Source organism: Brevibacillus sp. SIMBA_040, assembly GCF_046535075.1.
Classification (GTDB): Bacteria; Bacillota; Bacilli; order Brevibacillales; family Brevibacillaceae; genus Brevibacillus.
Window position 1 is genome coordinate 138,740 of sequence record NZ_JAWRXI010000012.1, and the last position, 22,507, is coordinate 161,246.

Below are 22,507 nucleotides of genomic sequence, written 5' to 3' on the forward strand. Positions count from 1 at the left end.
GCACACAAAAAGGAGTACCCTAATGGCTACTCCCTTTTGCCGTCAAAAGACGCAGTTATCTTTTTCTTTTCAATCTACTTCGCAGTCGCTTGCGTTGTTCTAACAAAGCTCTTTGTTTCTGTGATGGTGCTTTAGGGACTTTTCGCACAAGCTGATCTGTTTGTCCTCTGGTTGGCAGCTCCACGCGACCAGTATCCGATTTTGATTTGGTCCTCGATTTGCTTCGGCTCGTACCCGCTGAGAGGGTGATCGTGTAGTTATCTCTAAGCGCCCTTACATAGAACCTCCGAAACCCTACATTTCTACATGTCGTACACCCTGTGTTCCAGCACCAGTGAAACGCTTGCTGCGGCACGTCAGTAAAGTAATCACCTGACCATCTGCGACCAAAAGCATCCTCGGCGTAAAAATAGTAGGTACGTCCCCCGACGCCCCCTCTTCTCACCAGTCTTGTTTGGCCTGGATCAATACGGTACCAGCCGCGGTTCGCATAGGTGACAGGTCCACAGTTGAAATTCAGGTAACCGTAGGCAACATATACGGTTCTGTTCGTATTGTTGCGAAAAAAAAGACCCATCTCCTCACTCCATTCTCGGATGTTTGTCTTACGCTTTATGATATGAAGGAGGAAGTGTCTGGAAATGGACTAACGTAGACTAGCATGCAAATTTAGTGCATCTATAACCTCCCATTTTTTCAAATGCTCCTGCCAGTCAGCCTCATGCCTACTGTGTCTATTATTCTCAACGAGCTAACAAATTTGAAAAGCCACCGCCTGCCGAAATTCCAGCAAGCGATGGCTTTAATTTATACCCAATGGATTACTTTTTCTTACAGCTCCTCGTCAAAACCTCCGAAGTCGTAATCCATGTCTTCGCCTTCTCCATCTCCGGTGTCCTCCGATGCCATTTCCTCGTCGCCTGACATCAGGTCGCTGAGCAGCATTCCACCGAGGACACCTGCTGCCATACCCCCAAGCATACCGCCCATACCACCACCGCGATGTCCCTGCTGACCGTATTGTCCCTGCTGACCGTATTGTCCCTGCTGATAAGAGGCAAGCGACACGTACGGGATCGATTGTGGATCGTTGGCATAGCCGGTAATCGTCTCGATCAGATAGCGGGATAGCTCCTCCTCTTTACCATCTGCGAGCAAGTCTTGCGGAACAACGATTTCTGCCTTGTACTCTTTGTCACGACGCAGCAGCCCGGAAGCCAGATCCAGACCTACGAGTAAACGAAGCTCTTCTGGAGCTGTGAAGAAGATAACCTCCAGTTCCTTAAGTGGAATACCCAAATCCACGCCTGGGAAAAAGGAGAATTCCTGACCGTATTGCGTCAATTTGCCCGAGTCAGATTTTTGGCGCAGATTCAAGCAATCGAGCGCCTTCAAGACGCGTTCAACAGGCTCTGACGGTAATACCTCTACTCGATCAAAATCGGTCGGATCAAGCGCCATTTCAACATCCAGCTTGGTGTGAAGCGCATATTGAACGGCTGGAGTCGAGATCGGCAAGCCCTCTGGCATGACGAATGAAAAAGGAATCTCCTGCGCGAATGGCTTCGGCTGTACAGTGAAATTGCGGCTGATCGGGAAAGCCTGTACCTGCCTGGTCACTTCCTGTCCTCTGAGCGTCACGCGCATCAGCAGCAGGGCACTTAAATCTGAAATGCGCTGCTCTACATTTCCACCCTCTATTCGAACAACACCCGTCATCGTTTCACCCAATCGGTATCCCGGGCGATCAAGCTTCAAATCAACCTTGGCTGCCCCTACTCCAAACTTAGCCATTAACTTTTTGAACACAGGCCTCTCCTCCTCATATAACCAATCACTTATATATTATAACAAAAAGAGAAGTAATACACACTTCTGGGCACCTCGACATAGGCTAAGAACGGTAATAAGGAGGGACTCAAATGAATGAAGCTATCCGCGAAAGTGTATTGTTTGAGAATCGGTTTTGGCTGCAAATTCTTGGCGATCACTCCCGTTTTATTTTTCAATCGTTAGCGCCTAATGAGCAAAGCGAGATTGAACGAGCCCATTACTTTATCCAGTCTTTTGACAACCTACTGGAATTTGCTCGGAGTAATTTGTCTGACGAAGAAATCATGACTTTAAACCAACAGGCAAGCATTCAGACACAAAGCTTGCGCGATTTTAAACTATATCTTCTAGAAAGACAGCTAATCGGAAAAATTTCTCTCAGCCTTTCGCCTACCTTTATAAACCACATGGTAAACGAGCTAGAAGAATATCAACGAATATTGAACGCTTACCTATCAGGAAACCTGCCACCTGCCACTAATCCTGTTGACATTCATCTGCTATGGCTCTCCGATGCTGCTGGTCATGCTGCTACCATCACTTCCTTGTTAGATATGGTCGAATTCGACACTCAAGAAAAAAGCAAACGTTTTACCAATCAATTCGAGCATTTTTATCTAAAAGCAATAGAGTTAGCCGGGTATCTACGAACAAACCTGCAAAATTTCCCTGCTTTAAACCGTTTTAATCATCAAGCGGAAATGGAAATAAAGCTGTTTCAGGTGTTCCTACATGAATTGGAAGAAATGCGGATGAACGATGAGTTGCTGGGGGTTCTCACTCCATTAATGGCTGATCATATGTCCAGGGAAGAGTGCTATTACTTAATGAAACTATCTGAGGTCTCTGACGTAAAAGCCCCTGATTGTTATCCGACCAAGCCGCGTAATGAATAAACACAGCTTAGGAGTGACCCCAAAATAGGTGTCACTCCGTTTTGTGATGTATTCCAAAAGCAAGCTACCTTTATGTACGAATTCGATTCGCAACAGTAGAAGAGATCAGTTGCACAAGTCTTTCCGCCTGTTCCCCGTCCGTATCCCGAAGCGCGGAGAACTCTGTCACTTCCATACCGACCACACGCGAATCACACAAAACAGTATCGAGTACAGATTGTGCTTCCTGCAAAGACAAGCCCGTTTCGCTCGGAGAATAAGCTGCTGCCATGGCCTGTTTATGCATTACATCGACATCTAAGTGTACCAATATTTTGGCATCTGCCGGGATAGATCTCATGACAGCAGTAATGCGTTCAACCAGATGATCGCCGGACAGCTCATCCAAGGTCAATATATCCACACCATACGTCACTTCCGGCATCCGTTGACAGCCGATCACTCTTATCCGATCCGAGGTCCAGCCGCTCGGCATAATCCAAGTGCCCGCGTCCTCCAGCAAAAACCAGAGTCCCATCCCTGCTGCCCCAATCGAACGGGAAGCAACTGGAACGACTGCATCAAAGTGACCGTCTATCACGACAAGATATGCCTTTTCTCCATACCGCTCCTTGTGAGCGAGGGCCGTACCGACAATGGTACTGCAATCCCCGCCAAGCATCACGACAAAATCTTTAGAATCAAACCACTCATACGCTTCCTTTTGCAGCAAATCCCATAGCATGCGCGGAGCAGGCCAATTGCGAACTGGCGGCATATTGTGCCGTGGTAAATAATCAGGAAGACGCAGATTGCCTATGTCCTCTACATCCAAACCGTACTTCTGTAGCTGCGTGATGAGTCCTGCCTTGCGCAGGGCATCTGGAGCAAGCTCTGTTCCCGAAACCAATGCTCCCACATAGTGAGGAATACCAACAACTTTAACTGGAATAGCCAGTCCCTCCTGTAACTTCGGTTTTGTGAATATAGCTAGTATATCACAGCTTCCGTTCCAAAAAATGGATGATCTCGCATACGGAAGGTCGCAGCCAGCGATCTGGCATGCTCACCGTCTCCCCTTGGATCAGCTGTGTTGCGAGAGCATTGGGATGAACATCAGCACTTAAAAAATAGAGCTGCTCCCACGGCTTCGGGATGGCATCCATAGCTTCCACACATTTGCCCACATAGGCTTGCAGCGCATCCCGATAGGCGAGGCTAGTCAACGTGGTCCCGCTCCATACGTCCACTCCCGTCAAAGCCTTGGCATGAGCGGCATCCAGACTTTTTGCGAGGGAGCAGACTACAAACAACAATTGCTCGGGCATCAGCTTGTAGCGTTTTTGATACTGCTTGGCAAAACGGGCGATGGTTGCATTCCACGAAGGTGTATCATAACTGCCCAGATCGGGAATGCATTTGATTACACCGACGAGCTGCTCGCCCCTTTTGACAAAAAGCAGGCCATCCTTCACCTGAAAAGACAGTCTTGCTAATCGCTCAGCCAAAAACTCTCCTACTCGCTCATGTATAACCCGAGAAATTCGTTGTGATGATTTTCGCTTCAGCTTTTGCCGCACACGAACCTCTTCCTCTTCCAGATAGACGCGGGTCAGCTCAGAAAATAAAAGCGCCTCCATACACGACTCAGCCTGCACACCACAGCTGACGCTCTCTTTTGTCAGGCACTCCAAGCGGCTATAGGCTTCTGCCAAGCTTTGCTCCCATTGCCCTTTATTTGCTGCGCCCATGCCAAGCCCCCCTCAATTCGTATTTGGCACATGATCGGCGACGACCAGTACATCCATATGCCTCACTTCTCGCAGTAGCCTTTGTATGACAGAGCCGTCGCGTATTTCCTGCCATCTCGTCCTCGCTGATTGTCCGATCACTACTTGTGTCGCACGCTTCTCGTTCATGTGCAATACCAGCTTGGTGAACACCTTTCGCTTGGATGCTGCTTCATATTGTTCAAAGCATCCCCCCAGCCGCTCCGTCAATTTCTTCAGCTTTTCCAGCTGTATTCTCTCCTCGTCGGTCAGCGGCTGATGATCCTGGACATAGGCGACGTGCCAGGATGCTTTTAACCGGTAGGCAATCCGAAATCCGCGCCGAATCAACCGTTCACTGTCCGCTCGCAAATTGACACAGACAAAAATCACTTCCCGCTGTCGCCACGGTCCCCGCAGCGTTCGCCTCTCCCACGCTTCCAATCGTTCATCGACGTCATCCGCCACCTCGCGCAGCGCCAATTCCCGCAGGGCAATGAGATTTCCCGTCTTAAAAAAGTTGGCGAGTGACTGTTCTACCTTTTCCATGGCATAAATGTTTCCCTCGCGCATTCGCTGCCGTAATGCTTTTGGCGAGATGTCGATCAGCTCAACCTCATTTGCCTGATGCAAAATGTGGTCGGGAACGGTTTCACGCACACGAATACCCGTAATTTGCTCCACACTGTCGTTCAGGCTTTCGAGGTGCTGAATATTCATACTGGAAATGACCGAAATACCTGTGGATAAAATCCTCTCTACATCCTGATACCGTTTCTCCAGCTGACTGCCCGGCACATTGGTATGCGCCAGCTCATCAACCAGCACCACGTCAGGATTGCGCCGAATGATTTCTTCCGTATCCATTTCCTCCAGCGTGACGTTTTTATACGGAATTCGCTTGCGTGGAATCAGAGGAAGCCCGCCAACCTGTTCTGTCGTTTCTTTTCGTCCATGTGTTTCTAACAGACCGATAACGACGTTAATGCCATTTTGCGCAAGCTCGTTTCCCTCGCGCAGCATCGTATACGTTTTGCCAACCCCTGGCGCTGCCCCGACGTACACCTTCAAGCTGCCACGCTTGATCTTACCGATTTCCTCCTCCATTTCAGCCTCACTCAGGCGCCGAAAAGGATTGATTGGTGCAGCTCTGCGTTTTGTAGGCAACACTCGCTCCCCATCTCGCTCAGATCGGTCTGCCACGATGAAGATGTCGATGTTTTTCGTTTGACGCAAAATTCTGTGGACGATGGAGCCGTACCATATCTCCTCCCAGCGTGTTCGCTTAGACTGTCCCATGACGATTCTCGTTACCTTTTTGTCCATCGCATAGGCAACCAGCTCACTCGCAACTGCTTGCGGACGATGCAGCGACTGTTCTTCGAATACGCCCCCCACTTTATCAACGAGCTTCAGGATTGCCCTACGAAAAGTGGCTTCCTCCTTCGTCTGCCTTTTTCCGGCGAGACAGAAGCAGACAACCAGCAGCTCTCCGCCGAGCCTTTTGGCTACCTGCTGTCCGCGTCTGACTAGAATCGATCCGTTCCAATGATACTGAGCCGATACCAAAATCCGTTCGGTTGCACCAGACGCGCCCACCATACCATGTCTATCCCGGTAGTCCTCCAGATCATCGTTCACTCCGTTGGCTACAAAACGCAGAGCGAGCTCACGCAGCATGTGCAGATTGTCTCTGCGAAACAAAGGGTGCTTCGTACGTGACAGATTGCCCTGGTTCTCTTGCAATCGTTTAAGGATCGCCTCCGGGGTTACGTCCAAAAGCTTAACCTCATCCGCCTGCGCTAATGTATCCTCGGGAACGCATTGCTCGATTTGTACCTCGATCTTGGTCAATCGTTCCGCCAGCTCCTTCATGCCGGAAAGCTCATATATATTTACGGTCGTGATCACACTGATATTGTGTTGCAGCAGCAATTGGACATCCTCAAAACGGGTGGCTCGCGGTGCATCCGGTCGATTGCGATGCGCCAGCCCATCCACCAGTACTACCTCCGGATCGCGATCAATCAATGCGTCGACATCCAGGTCATGCCTCGTTTGCCCGAGCCTGTTCCATTCAATAGACGGGAGTTGCTCCAGCCCTTCTCTCTTTTGTTCGAGCTTTGAATGTGTAGCTTCGCCTGTACGCACAAGTACGACGTCGATTCCTTTTTTCTTCAGGCTTTGCCCTTCCATCAACAGGTGGTACGTCTTGCCGGAACCACTCACCGCCCCCAAAATAATTTTCAGTCGGCCCCGGTGCATTTTGGAGATAGACTGCAAGATTTGGTCTGGGGACTTCTTTCGAAACTGTTCTACCATCTTGCAGCCCTCCTTTTTTGCTGTATTATCTCAACTGATCCAGAGCCAGATTCAGCTTGAGCACGTTTACCCGTGATTCCCCGAATACGCCCATGCTTCTTCCCTCTGTCTGCTCCGCTATCAGATTACGCAGCTTGGCTGGGTCGAGATTTCGCTTACTGGCAATCCGCTCTATCTGAATGAGAGCAGCCTGCGGAGATATATGCGGGTCCAGCCCAGAGCCCGAGTTGGTCAATAAATCCGCAGGAATGTCTTCCTTTTTCACAGCAGGATTTGCTTTTAAAAAGCTGGCTATATCCGCTTGTGTACGCTCGATCAGCGCTGGGTTGGATGGTGAATAGTTGTTGGAGCCTGACCCTGCCCCATTGTTATCAATCGAGGACACACGGCCCCAGAAGTATTTTGGATCAGAAAAGGTTTGCCCGATCAGCCCGGAGCCCACTACCTTTCCGCTGGCGTCTGTGATCAAGCTGCCACTCGCTTTTGCAGGCATCGTGATTTGAGCAATTCCCGTCATGGCAAGCGGGTAGGCGAGACCACAGATTAACAGCAAGACGAGACTGAGACGCAGATTTGTAAGCAGCATATGCTTTCACCTTTGCTTTCTTTAAACAGAGTTGGTTACACCAGATTCAATCCGACCAGCATCAGGTCGATCAGCTTGATCGCTACAAAAGGAACCACGATACCACCCAATCCGTAGATGACGAGGTTGCGGCTGAGCAGCTTCGTCGCACTCATCGGCGAATACTTCACGCCTTTCATCGCCAACGGAATCAGGATCGGAATGATAATCGCATTAAAGATCAGCGCAGACAAAATCGCACTTTGCGGTGTTGCCAGTCCCATGATGTTCAAGGCACTCATTTGTGGAATGGCGAGCATGAACATCGCCGGAATAATCGCAAAGTACTTTGCCACATCGTTTGCGATACTAAAGGTCGTCAAGGCTCCACGCGTCATCAACAGCTGCTTGCCGATCGCCACTACTTCAATAATTTTGGTCGGATCGGAATCGAGGTCGACCATATTCGCAGCTTCCTTCGCAGCTATCGTGCCGCTATTCATCGCCAAACCGACGTCAGCCTGTGCCAGAGCTGGGGCGTCATTCGTTCCATCCCCAGTCATGGCAACCAGCTTGCCTTCTGCCTGCTCGTTGCGAATCAACGCAATTTTGTCTTCCGGCTTCGCCTCCGCGACAAAATCATCGACCCCTGCCTCACGAGCAATCGTCGCAGCCGTCAGCGGGTTATCCCCCGTACACATGACCGTCCGAATTCCCATGCGGCGCAGCTCTTCAAATCGCTCACGCATGCCAGGCTTAACCGTGTCTTTTAAATAGATCAGCCCGAAAATATTGGCTCCTGCCGCTACGGCCAAAGGCGTTCCTCCAGCAGTAGCAATTTTCGCAGCTTTTTCCTCCAGATCAGTCGGAACGCTCCCACCTTGCGAAGCAATGTATTGCTTGATTGCGTCAACAGCGCCCTTGCGGATAACGGTTCCATCAGCTAAATCCGTACCGCTCATCCTTGTCTCCGCCTTAAATTCCACGCCCTCAGAACCGGGCAGCTCAAACTCTTTGGCATCCACACCAAGCTTTTTCGCAAGCTCAATAATCGAGCGTCCTTCTGGCGTTTCATCGTAAATCGAGCTTTTGGCAGCCATTTTGTTCAACGCTTCCTGTGTCGTCAATCCGACAGTCACAAACTCAGCAGCCATCCGGTTTCCGAATGTAATCGTCCCTGTCTTATCGAGAATAATCGTATTGATATCTCCCGAAGCTTCCACTGCTTTCCCGGACATCGCAATCACGTTGAACTGTGTGACCCGGTCCATCCCTGCAATTCCGATCGAGGAAAGCAAGCCGCCAATCGTCGTCGGAATCAGGCACACCAAGAGGGCAACCAGTGTGGCGACAGGTATTGCTGCATGAACATAGGCAGCAATTGGCGACAGAGTCGTGCAGACAATCACAAAAATGAGGGTTAGACTAACGAGCAGCGTATTGAGCGCAATTTCATTCGGCGTCTTTTGGCGTTTGGCTCCCTCAACAAGCGATATCATTTGATCGAGGAAGGATTCACCGGGATCTGTCGTCACACGTACACGGATACTGTCACTGACGACACGCGTACCTCCTGTGACGGAGCTGAAGTCTCCTCCCGCTTCCTTGATGACTGGCGCCGACTCACCCGTAATCGCTGACTCGTCAACGGAAGCGACACCCTCTATAATTTCACCATCGCTTGGGATCAACTCTCCCATATCAACTACGACTACATCCCCTTTTCTGAGTTCTGTCGAGCTGACTATCTGGATGGAACTATCCTTTGCGATTCTGCGCGCTTTTGTATCCTGCTTCGTTTTCTTCAAGCTCGCTGCCTGTGCTTTGCCGCGTCCCTCCGCCAATGCCTCAGCGAAGTTGGCGAACAAAATCGTCACAAACAGGATGAGACTGACGACACCGTTGTAGATTGGAGCTGATGCTCCCCCAAACAGACCGGGGAAAAACGTCAGCAATAAGGTAATCACAAACCCGACCTCTACTACGAACATGACCGGATTTTTCATCATCACACGCGGGTCCAGCTTTTTGAAAGCCTCCACTAACGCCTGACGGTATATATCTTTGGGAAGCGCGACCGTGCGCGTTCTACTCATCAGAACTATCTCCTTTGCCTCTAGTTTCATGGGAAAAGCCGTATCTATCGCAAGGTCAACCACTCAGCGATCGGACCTAGTGCAAGTACAGGCAAAAAGGTCAGGGCACCCACAATCACAACGGTTGCGATCAGCAGCACCAGGAACACATTGTTATCGGTTCGCAGCGTTCCCATCGTTTCCGGCACCGGCTTTTTGACAAGCATAGAGCCTGCCACTGCCAGCATGGCGATGATGGAGACATACCGCCCAAACAGCATGACTAGTCCCGTAGAAATATTCCAGAATGGCGTGTTGTCGCCCAGCCCTTCAAAACCGGAGCCGTTGTTGGCTGCCGACGAGGTGAATTCATACAGCACCTGAGATATTCCATGAAATCCAGGATTGCTGATGCCAGCTGTCCCCATCTCAGTTGCCAGTGCAATCGCAGTAGGCGCCAGTATGATCAGTGGATGGGCAAGAATCGCAATCGCAATCAGCTTCATCTCTTTGCCCTCAATTTTGCGTCCCAAAAATTCGGGTGTGCGTCCTACCATCAAGCCAGCAATGAAAACCGCCAAAATCGCGTACATCAGGATGTTGACCGTTCCTACCCCGTCTCCGCCAAATACGCAGTTGAGCATCATTTCCCCGAGCGGCACCAAGCCGCCCAGCGGTGTCAGTGTATCGTGCATGTTATTGACGGTTCCGGTCGTTGCTGCTGTCGTGATCGCTGTAAACAGAGCACTTTGCGCAATGCCAAAGCGTACTTCCTTGCCTTCCATACTGCCCATCGCCTGCGACAAGCCCGCCTGCTCCAACGCAGGGTTGCCGTGACTCTCACTGACATAAGCCGTAGCCAAAAAGACGAGAAACATCGCTCCCATCGCCCCAAAAATGATCCATCCTTGCTTGCGGCTTTTTGCCATATGCCCAAAAGCAATCGGAAGCGACGCCGGGATCAGAAACATCGAGAGCATCTCCAGCACATTGGTCCACGGAGTTGGATTTTCATAAGGGTGTGACGAGTTCACTCCGAAGAAGCCCCCGCCGTTTGTTCCCAAATGCTTGATCGAAACGAGAGAAGCAACCGGCCCGCGCGCAATTTGCTGCTCGGCACCGCTAATCGTGGTCGCGGTTGCTGTCGGCTCTAATGTTTGCGGAACGCCCTGCGCTACGAGCAAAAGCGTCACGACTACAGCCAAAGGAAGCAGGACCCGTGTATGCGCACGAACCAAGTCAACAAAGTAGTTGCCGATGCTGCGTTGCCCCGTCAGCCCCCGCATAAACGCCATGACTACCGCAATTCCTGTAGCCGGCGTCGTGAACATCAGGTAAATGATAACCATCATCTGCGACAGGTAGGACAATCCACTCTCGCCGCTATAATGCTGAAGATTTGTATTCGTTAAAAAGCTGACCGCTGTATTAAACGATAGCAGTGGGTCCATCGCAGCAATGCCGCTCGGGTTGCCAGGCAGCACCCCTTGCAAGCGAAGCAGGATATACGCAATGGCAACCATGGCGATGTTACTCATCAAAACCGCTACGGCGTACTGCTTCCAGGTCATATCTGTCATGCGAATCCCGGACAGTTTGTAAATTCCGTTTTCCAGACCGCCAAATACCCGATCCAGTCTTGTCACATCAAGTGAAAAAGCGTTAGCCAGGTATCGCCCCATCGGTATCGCCAGAATGAGCAGCACCACCAAAACCAACGATATTTGTAAAAAGTCCACAACCGCTCCTCCTAACATTCCTGCAAAATCTTTCATCACATGCGCTCAATATTTTTCCGGGTAGATCAAAGCATGGCACAAATACAAGGAAAGTCCGGCCACGATCACTAGCAAAACGATCATTTTCCTTTTCCTCCCTGTTCTCTGACCACAGCATCACAAAATTGGATGAGTGCGTAAAATACCCCGAATGATAGTGCCAAGAGCAGTATGGAAACTACGTCCATCCCCGTTTCCCCCTTTTTCAAAATTCACCCTTTATTTAAACCAAGCCACCGCCATCGCTAAGGCGTCTCTCTCGCTCACCCTGTGCTCGTTTTCTTTTTGGAAAAAAACAAGCCTTCGGGTAATAAAAATAGACCAATGCTTACTCCTTCCCCGTAGATCGACACAGCCCTCCGGCAAAGATGCACAGGCGAATACACTCGCCCACATCCAGCGGCAAAACGATGTTTTCTCGGAGAAAAAGTACTCATTGGTCTACCTAACGCCCAGCCGACAACGGCATTGCCTTCTTTGCGTTTTGTCTCCCGTTTCCTTTTTCGTCGTACCGATTATTTTTGTTTTTGGGCAAAACGAAAAGACCTGCAAAATGATTGGAGTCGCGCCCTTTGCCATCCCTAGGGATAACAAAAAGGCCTCCTCAAATAGGCGGTCTTTAGACCTCCCTCGCTTTAGCCGACGAAGTTAGCTGACGGGTAGGATGGCGAAAGAGTTTCTCATCCCTTCCACAAATGAATCGTGGAATTAACCCCTACTGATTGGGTCCTCCGTTCCCGAGTGCCTCGGGATTTGGCCAGATTTGCAATTGTTGGTTACGAGTCTCATTATACGTCCGGCATAATCGGTTGTTAATGTCCTGTTTCTGTCTAATTAGCACGATTTACTCATTCTTTATTGATGTAAGCGATTTAAAGCCAGCAAGCCTCATTCGCTCACGATATTTCATGGTTTCTCTTCTGTTTTCAAAAAGAGACTAGGTCCCTGACCCGAGCTGATAATCACTTACCTGCGACTTTGTTGACAGTCTCGCCAGTACCTCGTTAAGATATAGCCATCAGAGCACGCGGCAAGCCTAATGGCGCAGGCAGGGCCTTCGATGCGCCCAATCATACAAGGAAATGACGCATGGGAGGAATATGGATTGGCCATCTCTAACAAAAAAAAGCTTGAAGCAGAAATTAGCGAAGCGTTTATTAAGTTCCAACGCGATCTGATCGGACGTGGACCGCAGGAGTCGAAAACGTACATAGTCGGAGACATGGTGATTGCCCGTTTCAAGGGTGTCCTCACCGTCGAGGAAAAGCATCTGTCCAGTCATGAAAAAGGGCGACGCATCGTAAAGGAAATGCGTGAGCTGCTGCGTGAAATGTACAGCGAAGAATCCGAACAAATCGTAGAAAAGCTGACCGGGTGCAAGGTGTTATCCAGCCATAGCGACATCAGCACAAAAATGGGAGAGCGAATCGAGGTTTTTGTGCTGGACAAGGATTTGGAAAAACTACTTGGTGTGTAAGAAAACCAACAAGCTCCATCCTGGCAAACAGGCGGAGCTTTTCCTTTTTATCAGATCGAATTTACACGTGCACTTCTACAAGCACCTGCTCATCGTAGGAAAACCGCTCATTCACATCGGAGACGACCTCCCACTCCTCCTCACCTACCTGGATCGAATACAACAGCTCCCGCCCTTGGAATTGGACATGAGTTACCTTCCCCACGACACCGTCCATGCCTTGGTGCCAAGCCTTTAGCTTTAGCTGATCGGGCCGCACCGGCAGTACGCGGTGAGCGTGAAACGAACCATAGTCGCGCGATACCGGAATCGGCTGTGTCTGCCCCCCTGCCTTCTCCAGCAAAAAGGTGTGTGGATTCGACCAGCTGCCTTTTAAAAAGTTGGACCGTCCCACAAATTTGGCGACAAACAAAGACTCGGGAGCATAGTAAATCTCCTGCGGGGTACCCGCCTGCTCTACCCGTCCGTCCTTCATGACCACGATCTTATCTGCCATTCCTAGCGCTTCTGACTGGTCATGGGTGACATAGACAATCGACGTGCCCAGCTCACGGTGAATGTACTGAATTTCTTTTCTCATCTGCATCCGCAGCTCCGCATCGAGACTGCTGAGCGGCTCATCCATCAGTAGTAGCGTCGGATTAAACACGATGGCACGCGCCAGAGCTACCCGCTGCTTTTGTCCGCCAGACAGCTGGCTTGGAAAGCGTTCCTCCATTCCTCCCAGTCCGACCATTTCGAGCATTTGCGCCACACGCGCCCGAGGGTCTTTTTTATACGCATCCGGCACTTGCTTTTGATGACGCAGTGGAAAGGCTACATTCTCGTAAACATTCAGATGTGGCCACAGCGCGAATGACTGGAACACCATGCCAATCCGTCTCTCCTCCGGTGGTTTGCGTCCGCTTGAATCTGCCACCCGCTCATGATTGATCCAAATTTCACCACTCGTCGGAGATTCAAAACCAGCGAGTAATCGCAGTAGCGTAGTCTTTCCGCAGCCGCTCGGTCCCAGCAGAGCGACGAACTCTCCTTGCCCAATTTGCAAATCCAGATGATGAAGTGCAGCTACACTGCCAAATTTTTTGGAAACTCCTGCTACCCTCGCACTATTCATTGCTCTACCCTCCGCTGCCAATATCGTTTCCACAAGCCACCCGCTGTCAAAAGAAGCAGAATAGCAGCTACAATCAGCGTGGAAAGCGCCGTGCTGTAGGTCGTAGACCCCGCCTGCTCAAAGCCGAAAATAACGACGCCAATCGTTTCCGCGCCAGATGTCCACAAGAGCGAGGACAGCGTCAGCTCAGTAAATGCCGTCAAAAAGACGAGGAACAAGCCCGTTGCCATTCCTGGCGCATAAAGCGGCACCAGAATTCTGCCCCATCTCGTCCAAAAGCCACCCCCATTGATTCTTGCCGCTTCCTCCACTTCCTTGCCTACCTGCATGATCGAAACCGTACTGCTCTTAACTTGGAGAATCAAAAACCGTGTCACATACGCAATCAAAATAAGCCAAACCGTTCCGTACAAGCCGGGCTGCCAACCGGGAATCGGCTCCATCCAGGTCAAAATCATCGCGAGGCCAAGCACCATGCCGGGTAATGCATACGGCAATGCCACAGCTCCTTCCATGATTTTGCCCGTAAACGAGGGGCGATTGACGCGCCAGTAGGCAAACCAGGTGCCTGCGAGCACACACAAAATCCCCGTCAGACTAGCAAGCATCAGGCTATTTCGAATCGCGTCCCGTGTCCCTGCATGGCCAAAGAGCACAAACGCAAAGTGCTTCCACGTCAAATTTTCTGCGATAAACGGCAAGCCATATGCTTTTACAAAGGCGGTGGCAGCCATCGATAGCAGCGGCAATACGCCGGTAACGAGCATAAAGCCCCATACACCCAGCTCTACCCATCCCCGTTTCGCACCCAAGTATCGCCGAATCGACTTGTCTTCCGCGCTCGTCTGGTCTACCCGACTCTTGCGCAGCAAAAGCCACTGTACCCCCGTTCCAGCCAAAGCCACTACTCCGAGCACAATAGACAGAACGGCAGCCTTGGCGAAAGCACTCGGCCCGAATCCGATCACTTCTTCATAGATGAGTGTGCTGAGAACAGATATATTTTCCGGAATTCCCAAAAACGCTGGGATTCCGAAATTGTCGAGACCAGAAATGAAAGCAAGCAGCCCGCCTCCAGCGATGCCAGGCAATGCAAGCGGCAGCGTAACCTTGCGAAACACCGTGAGAGCACTTGCTCCAGAAGAGTGCGCTGCCCACTCCAGCTCCTTGGGAATTCGGTACAGGACAGACAGTGTCAGCATGTAAACCAGCGGATAATGAGTCAAGCCCATCACGACAATAATTCCGTCCAGACCATACACATTCCATATCTCTACAGGTGTTCCAGCCACCCAGCTTGCTACTCGATTGATGACTCCCTGCGGCCCTGCAAGCTGCGTCCATGCCAGTGTCATGACGTAGGAAGGAATGAGCAGTGGCAAAAGCGCAAGTACATGAAGCGCAGGCTTCAAGCGAATATCGGTATAGGCGCACAGCCAAGCCAATGATACGCCGATTACGAGCGAGAGAACGGTAGATACACCAGCAGCCGTAATGGTGTGACCAACCGCATCCCACGTGCGTGCATGTGTCAGCACTTCTGCAAAATGTGCAAAACCGAGTCCTGTGTCCGTTTTCACACTGAGCGCCATCAGCTTCCACAGCGGATAGACAAAAAAGAAGGCGACTGGTACCAGCACCATCCACGTAGCCGCCTGTTCCATCGACAGAGAAGCGGCGAATTTACGCCGCTCTCTGATCTGCCGTTCGGTCACTACTGTCTGCCAGTTACTTGCCACCCATCATCTCTCCAAATTTCTTTTTGTCCGCCTCACGGGATGCTTCCAGCTCATCTGTATTGGCTGAAAGGACCTTGAACTGATCTTGGCCAAGTAGTCCTTCTGGTGCGGGAATTCCTTTGCGAATAGGCGTGTAGCCCAGGCTTGCTGCGAGCTTTTGGCCTTCCTCCGAGAGAACAAAGTCCACGAATGCTTTTGCCGTTTCCTGATTTTTCGAGGCTTTCAAAATACCGATCGGCTCTGTAATGACTGGTACACCTTCGCTTGGGTAGATCAGCTCTACTGGGGAACCTTCTTTTTTCGCTCTGGCTACCAAATAATCGACGACCATGCCGTATTCTTTTTCGCCGCCTGCTACACTTTTGAGCACAGCGCCGTTTCCTTTGGTTACAGTCATTTGATTGGATTTGAGTCCTTGGATGAAATCCCAACCAAAATCTCCCTGGCGGGTCAGTACACCGACGTTGTAGGCAGCTGCCCCGGAATAGAGCGGGCTTGGCATGATTGCTTTTCCAGCAGCCTGTGGACTCGTCAGTACTTTCCAGCTGTCAGGCTTTGTAGTTACCTTGCTGGTATTGACGGCGAGAACAGTCGCCATGACCTTTGTTCCTGTGTACGCACCGTCTGCATCCTTCCAATCCGCAGGGATGTCAGCAGCTTCAGGAGAGTTGTAGCCCATGAGCAAGTCTTGTTTTTTCAAGCTGGCAAAGGTCGGCGCGTCTGCTACCAGCAGAACGTCTGCTTTGACTTGTCCTGCCTGTGCCTCAGCCTGCAAGCGGCTGATGACCTCCTCCGTACCTGAACGGAACAGCTCGACCTTTACCTCCGGATACTTTTTCGTAAAGCTCTCGATCAAAGCCGCTGCATCTGCATCTGGCTGTGATGTGTAAAAGCTCAGATTCCCCGCTACTTTTGGTGCTGCCGCCTCGGTTGTGGCAGTTGTAGTTGTTGCTGCTGGGGTGGCTGGCGCCGGCTTGGCTTCTGGCTGCGCAGAAGTGGAAGTGGACTGTGTACCACATGCTGTCAATCCCAAAACTGATAGTGCTGTGAATAGAGAAAGAGTCCATTTGTGGAGTTGAACACGTTTCATTTTCTATTTCCTCCTAATCATGAGTGGGCATGGCTATGAGCTTTGTTTTGTACTTTGAAACCACTTGCCAATCTTTGCTTTCATCGCCGTATTCGTCATATTCAGCTGAAGCGGTGTGATGGTGATGTAGCCATCGCGCAGCTTGTAGTAATCAGATTCCTCGTCTTCAAAATGCAGCTCGGTCAAATGATCAGAGAGCCAGTAGCAGAGGTATCCCTGGGGATCGTTCAATCCGACATATTGATAGCGTAGGACATCCATCGCGAGCGGCGTTACAGCTACTCCCTTTACCATTTCTTTTGACAGATACGGGAGATTGATGTTCAATACCGTTTCTGGCGTGAGCTTGTGCCTCAAGAGTGTCTCAAACACTTCATAAGCGAGCGGCTCTACAATAGAAAACGACGGATTCGGCTTCAGTGTCGCCAGAGAAATCGCAATCGAAGGGATTTGGTACATCGCGCCCTCGATTGCCGCTGAAATCGTTCCGGAGTAAAATACATCCCTTCCCAAATTAGGACCGCGGTTAATTCCGGATACAATGACGTCGGGCTTGTCCTTGAGAATGGCTTCTATCGCCATTTTGACGCAATCGGCAGGGGTGCCATTGACCGCCCAAGCTTCTAATGAAGTATCGAAAAAGTTCACTTTATTCGCCTTTACGGGCGATTTCAGCGTAATCGCATGACTGATTGCGCTACGTTCCTGATCGGGACAGACGATGGATACATTGCCAAACGGTTGTAACGCCTGTGCTAAACAAAGTACGCCGTTGGAAAAGATCCCATCGTCATTCGTGACGAGAATATTCAATGTGTAATAAACCTCCTATCCAAATGAGACACAATCACCATGCTGTAGATACAACAGATTTTGCTTGAGTACACCCAAATCCTTCGCATCATCGAAGCCTTCTACAACAACGGGTCTGTCTTTTTCAAACAAAAGCGGCCAAATTGCCTCAAGATCAATCTCACCTGTTCCAAGCGGCACGTGTAGCTTAGATGCAGTGGCGTCACTCACGTGGATTTTATCCACCCCTTCCAGCTCCCGATAAAATTGGGTCAGGGAACAGGAGAGCGGAACATGAGCAATATCAAAGGTAGCAGTGGTCGGATACGCTAGCGCTGATCGCAAGCGATTGAGATCTTGTGGCGTTACAATCATCTCCTTGGGGAGCGGTTCGATGTGCTCAATCGACAGGATGCACTCCTGCTGCTGAGCTTCGTACGCCAGTTCATTTACACTTTCAATCAATAGCGACTCATGCATACTCCTGTTTTTAGAGGTCAGCGTAAAGCGTCCTGGGTGGATCGTCACACTCTTGGCACCGATCTCTGAAGCCAGAGCAATCGATCGCTTTATCTCCGTTATGGACTGCTGGCGTATACCGTGATTCAGCGAGCACAGATTCAAATCCCAGCTCGCTGCGTGCAGGGTCAGCTTCATTCCTACACGCTTCGCTGCCTGCTGAATCTCGCGCGCATTGCTCTGATGAAACCAGACATGCTCTGCCCACACCTCCATACCGCTAAATCCATACTGCCTCGCAATTAGAATGGCGGCCTCTACTGGGTACGCCCACATTAGTGTTGATGAAACATACAGCATGTCCACCACTCCTTTACATCACGTGGCAATGGCACGCTTCCAACAGGTGTAGAGTTGCGTGAGCCATGTCCGTGAAAGTCACTGCCTCCCGAGCGAATCAGCTGATGCTTTTTTGCCTGACGCTCCCAAAAGGCCATTTGTGCTGATGAATGCTTCGGGTAATAGACCTCGATCCCGTCAATCCCGTATTCAAGCAGGGTATCAAGCTTCACTTCGAACGGATAAATCCCTGGGTGAGCGAGGATCGCTATTCCCCCTACCTCGTGCGTTACTTCGATTGCTTCCTGTGCGGAAAAGACTGGTCTTGGTACATACGCAGGAGCACCTTTTCGCAAATAAGCATCAAATGCTGCCTGTGGCGTCGAGCTGTATCCACGCTCTACTAATACTTCCGAAATATGTGTTCGAACGATGACCCCGCCTTTTGCACGGACCAGACAGTCCTCTATGGTAATCGCCATCCCCAGCCTGTTGCAGCTCTCGACCATCTCAGAGGCCCACTCAATCCGCTCCTGCTGTCTTCGATCCATCAGATGCAGCAGACGCGGGTCGGAAATATCAAAGCCGTAGCCCAGTATATGCAGCTCGTCTTCCGGCCCTTCTGTATTCCATTCGATTCCAGGTATCAGTCCGATCCCCAGCCGCGTGGCTTCCCCTCGTGCCAGTAAATAACCGTCCACGGTGTCATGGTCGGTAATGGCTAGATGAGTCACGCCCCGCTCTTTTGCCTCCAGCAGCAGCTCCTTTGGCGTGAGCTTGCCGTCAGAAGCAGTGGTGTGCATATGCAAATCCACAATGACCACCTCTTTCACTTGCTTTCATTGTAGATTTGAATTTTTAATCCCATATAAAGCGCTGAACAAGGTTTGATAAAAAGAAAATGCTGTCGTGGCGCGTTTTTGTATGTCTAGGCTCATGCATTGTTTAGGTTTGGTTAACGATTTACAGAATCTTTACAAAACAAGTGGGGGGAGGGAAGTGATGTGATTGGTTCGGGCTGTAGTGGAGGAGAGGAAAAAGGAGAAAACGCTCTAGATTCTTGGAACACTTTGCTTAGGGGTCATTCCTGCACAGCTACATGAAAAAAGCGAAACCGCGTCCAAAGTCGTTTTTTCAGGAGGCATATCAAAGGTGGACGCTTAAAGGCGTGTTTCGCTTTTTTCTCCTTTTTCCTCTCGACAGCTGTTGGCTGTCCTCGCAGCACTTTTTGGTGGGCGACAAAATAAAAAAGCTCTTACCCGTGATTACCGGGCAAGAGCTTAAAAACATAGTTCTACTTTTATACTACGTCGTAGCCTTGTTCTTCGATGGCTTCTTTAATAGCTTCGAGGGTTGTGCCATTTTCGTCATAGGTTACTTCTACTGTTTTGGCTGCGAGGTTTACCTTGCCTTCTGCGCCCAGCTCTTTCAAAGTTTTTTCAACGGTGTTAACGCAATGGTTGCAGGACATACCTTCTACGTTCAATGTGATGTTTTTCATTTCTCAATCTCTCCTTTTGAGTTTTATGTTTATAGGGTATGCGGACGTGCCGCGTGTTACTTCTTTTATTGGCTGCAGGCGATTACAGCTTTACCCGTTGTAGTCGCAGTGCGTTGAGGACTACGGATACGGAGCTGAATGCCATCGCTGCTCCTGCGAGCCAAGGCGCCAGGAATCCTAGAGCTGCGAACGGAATGCCCAATGTGTTGTAGGCAAATGCCCAGAACAGGTTTTGCTTGATGTTGCGGATGGTGCGTTTGCTCATTTCGATTGCGTCAGCGACACTCGTGAGCTCGCCGCGCATGAGTGTAATATCGGCTGCCTCCATCGCCACATCTGTTCCTGTTCCGATCGCCATGCCGATATCGGCTGTGGCAAGTGCTGGAGCGTCATTGATTCCGTCACCGACCATAGCTACCTTTTTGCCTGCTGCTTGCAGCTTTTTCACTTCAGCTGCCTTGCCTTCGGGCAGGACTTCGGCGATTACGTGATCGATACCTGCCTCACGTGCGATCGCCTCGGCAGTTTGCCGGTTGTCGCCCGTCATCATGATGACCGTGAGTCCCATCGCTTTCATACGTTCCACTGCTTGCTTCGAGGTTGGTTTAATCGTATCGGCTACGGCAATCAGTCCTGCCAGCTTACCATCGACGACAGCGAGCATTGCCGTTTTTCCTGATTGCTCCAGGCGAAGCATCGTATCTGTAACAGCTTGGTACGAAATCTGGTATTGCTCCAGAAGGCGGCGAGTACCTACCAGTACCTCCTTGCCGGCTACAACAGCTCGAATTCCAAAACCGGGAATCGCTTCAAATGAAGTGGTCTCCGCCAAAGAAATGCCTTTTTCTGCTATGCCGCGCACAATGGCTTGTGCCAATGGGTGCTCGGAATTTTTCTCGGCAGCTCCGACAAGCGCGAGTAATTCCTGCTCCTCGATATCAAAGGTGATGACATCTGTCAGCTCAGGCTCACCTTTTGTAACAGTACCCGTTTTATCAAGAACGATCGTATCCAGATGATGGGCAGTCTCAAGATGCTCCCCGCCCTTGAACAAAATGCCCAGCTCAGCCGCACGTCCTGACCCTGCCATAATCGAGGTTGGTGTCGCCAGACCAAGTGCACACGGGCAAGCGATAACCAGAACTGCAATGGCTTTTTCCAATGCCTCAGCGAAATTGCCGGGCATGACCGCGAAATACCAGACCAGGAAGGTAATGATCGCAATCCCGACAACAATGGGAACAAAAATCCCGGAAATGCTGTCTGCCAGACGTTGAATTGGAGCTTTTGTGCCCTGCGCCTCTTCTACGACCTTGATAATTTGGGCCAATGCGGTTTCTTTTCCTACCTTAGTCGCCTGGACCTTCAAAAAACCGTTTTTATTGAGGGTGGCACCAATGACCGTATCTCCAGCTGCTTTGTCTACAGGAATACTTTCTCCAGTCAGCATGGATTCATCGACAGCGGATTGGCCTTCCAAAACGATACCATCTACAGGCACTTTGTCACCAGGCTTCACGTGTACGATATCGCCCAGTCGAACATCCTCTACGGGTATCGTCATCTCGACGCCATCCCGAACGACTACTGCTGTCTTCGCTTGCAGTCCCATCAGCTTGCGTATCGCTTCCGATGAACGCCCTTTGGCTTTTACCTCGAATAGTTTACCCAACAGGATCAGCGTGATCAAAACGGCGCTGGTCTCAAAGTAAAGCTCAAGCATATGACCATGAGTACCGATTGAAGAGATGGCTACATACAAACTGTAAAAGTAAGCGGCTGACGTACCGAGAGCGACCAGCACATCCATATTGGCACTCTTGTTACGCAGTGCTTTGTACGCCCCCACGTAAAACTGTGCCCCGATAATGAATTGAACCGGTGTCGCCAAGGCCAGCTGCACCCACGGGTTCATCAAAAATTCCGGCAGCCAGATGAACGAGGTGAAGGAAAAGTGACTTACCATCGACCACAGCAGTGGCAGTGAGAGTACCAAGGAAATCCAGAACTTCCTCGTCTGACGCTGAATCTCTGCTGCCCGACGGTCTACCTTTTCCTCATCATTGCCCTCTTCCTTGCGAGCAGCCTGGTAGCCCAGCTTTTCAACCTTTTGGATCAAATCGGCCACGCCTACATGAGATGAATCGTACTCGACTGTGGCCATCTCCAATGCTAAATTGACGTTGGCCTTGAGAACACCGGGCATTTTACTGAGCCCTTTCTCAATCCGGGTCGAACAAGCGGCACATGTCATACCGGTGATATTCAGCTCTACTTTGTCGGCTGCGACACCGTACCCCAGCGATTCAATTTTTGTGCGTATATCATCGAGGTTAGTTATTGCCGGGTCATAGATGACTGTCGACTTTTCCAGAGCCAAATTGACATTGGCAGTCTCAACGCCATCCAGCTTCTTCAAGCCCTTTTCAATTCGAAGCGCACATGCGGCGCATGTCATTCCTGTAATCGGAACAGTCGCCTCTGCTGTTTTGGCACTCATTTTTATTCCCCCGTCACAGATACCCTAATGGGGTATATTTTATCGTATTGTTCCCCTGCAGGTCAATTCTTATCACACCCTTATAATACAATACCCCCCAAGGGTATATCAAGTGGTTTTTTCACATTTTTTTGCCCAAAATCCATACTGCAATTTTTCAGCCCCTGAGGTAGTCAAAATAATATGGAAGAAATACGAGTTTCTGAACAAAGGGATGCATCATTCAGACAGGGACTGAGGGTTGGCTCGATTAATTAGTCAAAGAACCGTCAGGGT

19 protein-coding genes and 1 riboswitch are annotated in these 22,507 nt (G+C 50.3%); of the genes, 2 read left to right on the plus strand and 17 right to left on the minus strand.

Annotation, left to right across the window (positions count from 1 at the left end; genetic code table 11):
* Positions 1–55: 55 nt before the first annotated feature.
* Both SB752_RS20875 and SB752_RS20880 read right to left on the minus strand, forming a co-directional pair.
* Positions 56–577, minus strand: coding sequence for a DUF1036 domain-containing protein (locus SB752_RS20875; protein ID WP_410717480.1), 522 nt, complete (start codon positions 575–577; stop codon positions 56–58).
* Between the two features lie 254 nt (positions 578–831).
* Complete coding sequence (locus tag SB752_RS20880) at positions 832–1,809, minus strand: sporulation protein (RefSeq protein WP_410717481.1); 978 nt, start codon at positions 1,807–1,809, stop codon at positions 832–834.
* Between the two features lie 113 nt (positions 1,810–1,922).
* Between SB752_RS20880 and SB752_RS20885 the strand changes: the two genes are divergently transcribed.
* The gene (locus SB752_RS20885) at positions 1,923–2,729 is read left to right on the plus strand and encodes a DUF2935 domain-containing protein (RefSeq protein WP_410717482.1); all 807 of its coding nucleotides are present in this window, start codon (positions 1,923–1,925) and stop codon (positions 2,727–2,729) included.
* A 70-nt stretch (positions 2,730–2,799) separates the two neighbouring features.
* Here SB752_RS20885 and SB752_RS20890 read toward each other — a convergent pair whose 3' ends face one another.
* Genes SB752_RS20890 through kdpF form a run of 7 tightly spaced genes read right to left on the minus strand, consistent with a single transcriptional unit; the run spans position 2,800 to position 11,301 of the window.
* Positions 2,800–3,729 carry an arginase family protein gene (locus SB752_RS20890; RefSeq protein WP_410717527.1) on the minus strand — a complete coding sequence of 310 codons (930 nt, stop codon included), beginning with the start codon at positions 3,727–3,729 and terminating at the stop codon, positions 2,800–2,802.
* Positions 3,707–4,459 carry a hypothetical protein gene (locus tag SB752_RS20895; RefSeq protein WP_410717483.1) on the minus strand — a complete coding sequence of 251 codons (753 nt, stop codon included), beginning with the start codon at positions 4,457–4,459 and terminating at the stop codon, positions 3,707–3,709. Before SB752_RS20895 ends, SB752_RS20890 begins: the two co-directional genes overlap by 23 nt.
* A 12-nt stretch (positions 4,460–4,471) precedes the next feature.
* On the minus strand, positions 4,472–6,799 hold the full coding sequence (locus tag SB752_RS20900; protein ID WP_410717484.1) for a histidine kinase: 2,328 nt from the start codon (positions 6,797–6,799) through the stop codon (positions 4,472–4,474).
* 25 nt (positions 6,800–6,824) lie between these two features.
* On the minus strand, positions 6,825–7,385 hold the full coding sequence (gene kdpC, locus SB752_RS20905) for a potassium-transporting ATPase subunit KdpC (RefSeq protein ID WP_410717485.1): 561 nt from the start codon (positions 7,383–7,385) through the stop codon (positions 6,825–6,827).
* Positions 7,386–7,420: 35 nt separating this feature from the next.
* Positions 7,421–9,460, minus strand: coding sequence for a potassium-transporting ATPase subunit KdpB (gene kdpB / locus SB752_RS20910; protein WP_410717486.1), 2,040 nt, complete (start codon positions 9,458–9,460; stop codon positions 7,421–7,423).
* A 44-nt stretch (positions 9,461–9,504) separates the two neighbouring features.
* Complete coding sequence (gene kdpA / locus SB752_RS20915) at positions 9,505–11,178, minus strand: potassium-transporting ATPase subunit KdpA (protein ID WP_410717487.1); 1,674 nt, start codon at positions 11,176–11,178, stop codon at positions 9,505–9,507.
* Between the two features lie 45 nt (positions 11,179–11,223).
* The gene (kdpF, locus tag SB752_RS20920) at positions 11,224–11,301 is read right to left on the minus strand and encodes a K(+)-transporting ATPase subunit F (protein WP_084766153.1); all 78 of its coding nucleotides are present in this window, start codon (positions 11,299–11,301) and stop codon (positions 11,224–11,226) included.
* A gap of 538 nt (positions 11,302–11,839) precedes the next feature.
* A riboswitch (cyclic di-AMP (ydaO/yuaA leader) is annotated at positions 11,840–11,986 on the minus strand.
* A 336-nt stretch (positions 11,987–12,322) separates the two neighbouring features.
* Between kdpF and SB752_RS20925 the strand changes: the two genes are divergently transcribed.
* Entirely contained in the window at positions 12,323–12,694 is a 372-nt protein-coding gene (locus SB752_RS20925) for a Na-translocating system protein MpsC family protein (protein ID WP_410717528.1), read from the plus strand.
* Between the two features lie 61 nt (positions 12,695–12,755).
* Here SB752_RS20925 and SB752_RS20930 read toward each other — a convergent pair whose 3' ends face one another.
* The 8 genes from SB752_RS20930 to SB752_RS20965 all read right to left on the minus strand — a co-directional run bounded on the left by SB752_RS20930 (position 12,756) and on the right by SB752_RS20965 (position 22,231).
* Positions 12,756–13,811 (minus strand): ABC transporter ATP-binding protein, encoded by a 1,056-nt coding sequence (locus SB752_RS20930; protein ID WP_410717488.1) that lies wholly within the window; start codon positions 13,809–13,811, stop codon positions 12,756–12,758.
* On the minus strand, positions 13,808–15,550 hold the full coding sequence (locus SB752_RS20935) for an ABC transporter permease (protein ID WP_410717489.1): 1,743 nt from the start codon (positions 15,548–15,550) through the stop codon (positions 13,808–13,810). Before SB752_RS20935 ends, SB752_RS20930 begins: the two co-directional genes overlap by 4 nt.
* Positions 15,540–16,640, minus strand: a complete 1,101-nt coding sequence (locus tag SB752_RS20940) for an ABC transporter substrate-binding protein (protein WP_410717490.1) — start codon at positions 16,638–16,640, stop codon at positions 15,540–15,542. Before SB752_RS20940 ends, SB752_RS20935 begins: the two co-directional genes overlap by 11 nt.
* A gap of 33 nt (positions 16,641–16,673) precedes the next feature.
* The gene (gene surE / locus SB752_RS20945; RefSeq protein ID WP_410717491.1) at positions 16,674–17,453 is read right to left on the minus strand and encodes a 5'/3'-nucleotidase SurE; all 780 of its coding nucleotides are present in this window, start codon (positions 17,451–17,453) and stop codon (positions 16,674–16,676) included.
* Between the two features lie 15 nt (positions 17,454–17,468).
* Positions 17,469–18,251, minus strand: a complete 783-nt coding sequence (locus SB752_RS20950) for a sugar phosphate isomerase/epimerase family protein (RefSeq protein ID WP_410717492.1) — start codon at positions 18,249–18,251, stop codon at positions 17,469–17,471.
* On the minus strand, positions 18,227–19,045 hold the full coding sequence (locus SB752_RS20955) for a PHP domain-containing protein (RefSeq protein ID WP_410717493.1): 819 nt from the start codon (positions 19,043–19,045) through the stop codon (positions 18,227–18,229). Before SB752_RS20955 ends, SB752_RS20950 begins: the two co-directional genes overlap by 25 nt.
* 485 nt (positions 19,046–19,530) lie before the next feature.
* Positions 19,531–19,731, minus strand: a complete 201-nt coding sequence (locus SB752_RS20960) for a copper ion binding protein (RefSeq protein WP_103108156.1) — start codon at positions 19,729–19,731, stop codon at positions 19,531–19,533.
* 82 nt (positions 19,732–19,813) lie between these two features.
* On the minus strand, positions 19,814–22,231 hold the full coding sequence (locus SB752_RS20965; RefSeq protein WP_410717494.1) for a heavy metal translocating P-type ATPase: 2,418 nt from the start codon (positions 22,229–22,231) through the stop codon (positions 19,814–19,816).
* Positions 22,232–22,507 lie beyond the last annotated feature (276 nt).

What these genes read in the sequence shown, in the direction of transcription:
- SB752_RS20965 (WP_410717494.1), bottom strand. Translation starts at nt 22,231, where the DNA reads ATGAGTGCCAAAACAGCAGAGGCGACTGTTCCGATTACAGGAATGACA.
- kdpF (WP_084766153.1), bottom strand. Translation starts at nt 11,301, where the DNA reads ATGATCGTTTTGCTAGTGATCGTGGCCGGACTTTCCTTGTATTTGTGC.
- SB752_RS20900 (WP_410717484.1), bottom strand. Translation starts at nt 6,799, where the DNA reads ATGGTAGAACAGTTTCGAAAGAAGTCCCCAGACCAAATCTTGCAGTCT.
- SB752_RS20875 (WP_410717480.1), bottom strand. Translation starts at nt 577, where the DNA reads ATGGGTCTTTTTTTTCGCAACAATACGAACAGAACCGTATATGTTGCC.
- SB752_RS20960 (WP_103108156.1), bottom strand. Translation starts at nt 19,731, where the DNA reads ATGAAAAACATCACATTGAACGTAGAAGGTATGTCCTGCAACCATTGC.
- SB752_RS20950 (WP_410717492.1), bottom strand. Translation starts at nt 18,251, where the DNA reads ATGCTGTATGTTTCATCAACACTAATGTGGGCGTACCCAGTAGAGGCC.
- SB752_RS20930 (WP_410717488.1), bottom strand. Translation starts at nt 13,811, where the DNA reads ATGAATAGTGCGAGGGTAGCAGGAGTTTCCAAAAAATTTGGCAGTGTA.
- SB752_RS20885 (WP_410717482.1), top strand. Translation starts at nt 1,923, where the DNA reads ATGAATGAAGCTATCCGCGAAAGTGTATTGTTTGAGAATCGGTTTTGG.
- kdpB (WP_410717486.1), bottom strand. Translation starts at nt 9,460, where the DNA reads ATGAGTAGAACGCGCACGGTCGCGCTTCCCAAAGATATATACCGTCAG.
- SB752_RS20895 (WP_410717483.1), bottom strand. Translation starts at nt 4,459, where the DNA reads ATGGGCGCAGCAAATAAAGGGCAATGGGAGCAAAGCTTGGCAGAAGCC.
- kdpC (WP_410717485.1), bottom strand. Translation starts at nt 7,385, where the DNA reads ATGCTGCTTACAAATCTGCGTCTCAGTCTCGTCTTGCTGTTAATCTGT.
- SB752_RS20940 (WP_410717490.1), bottom strand. Translation starts at nt 16,640, where the DNA reads ATGAAACGTGTTCAACTCCACAAATGGACTCTTTCTCTATTCACAGCA.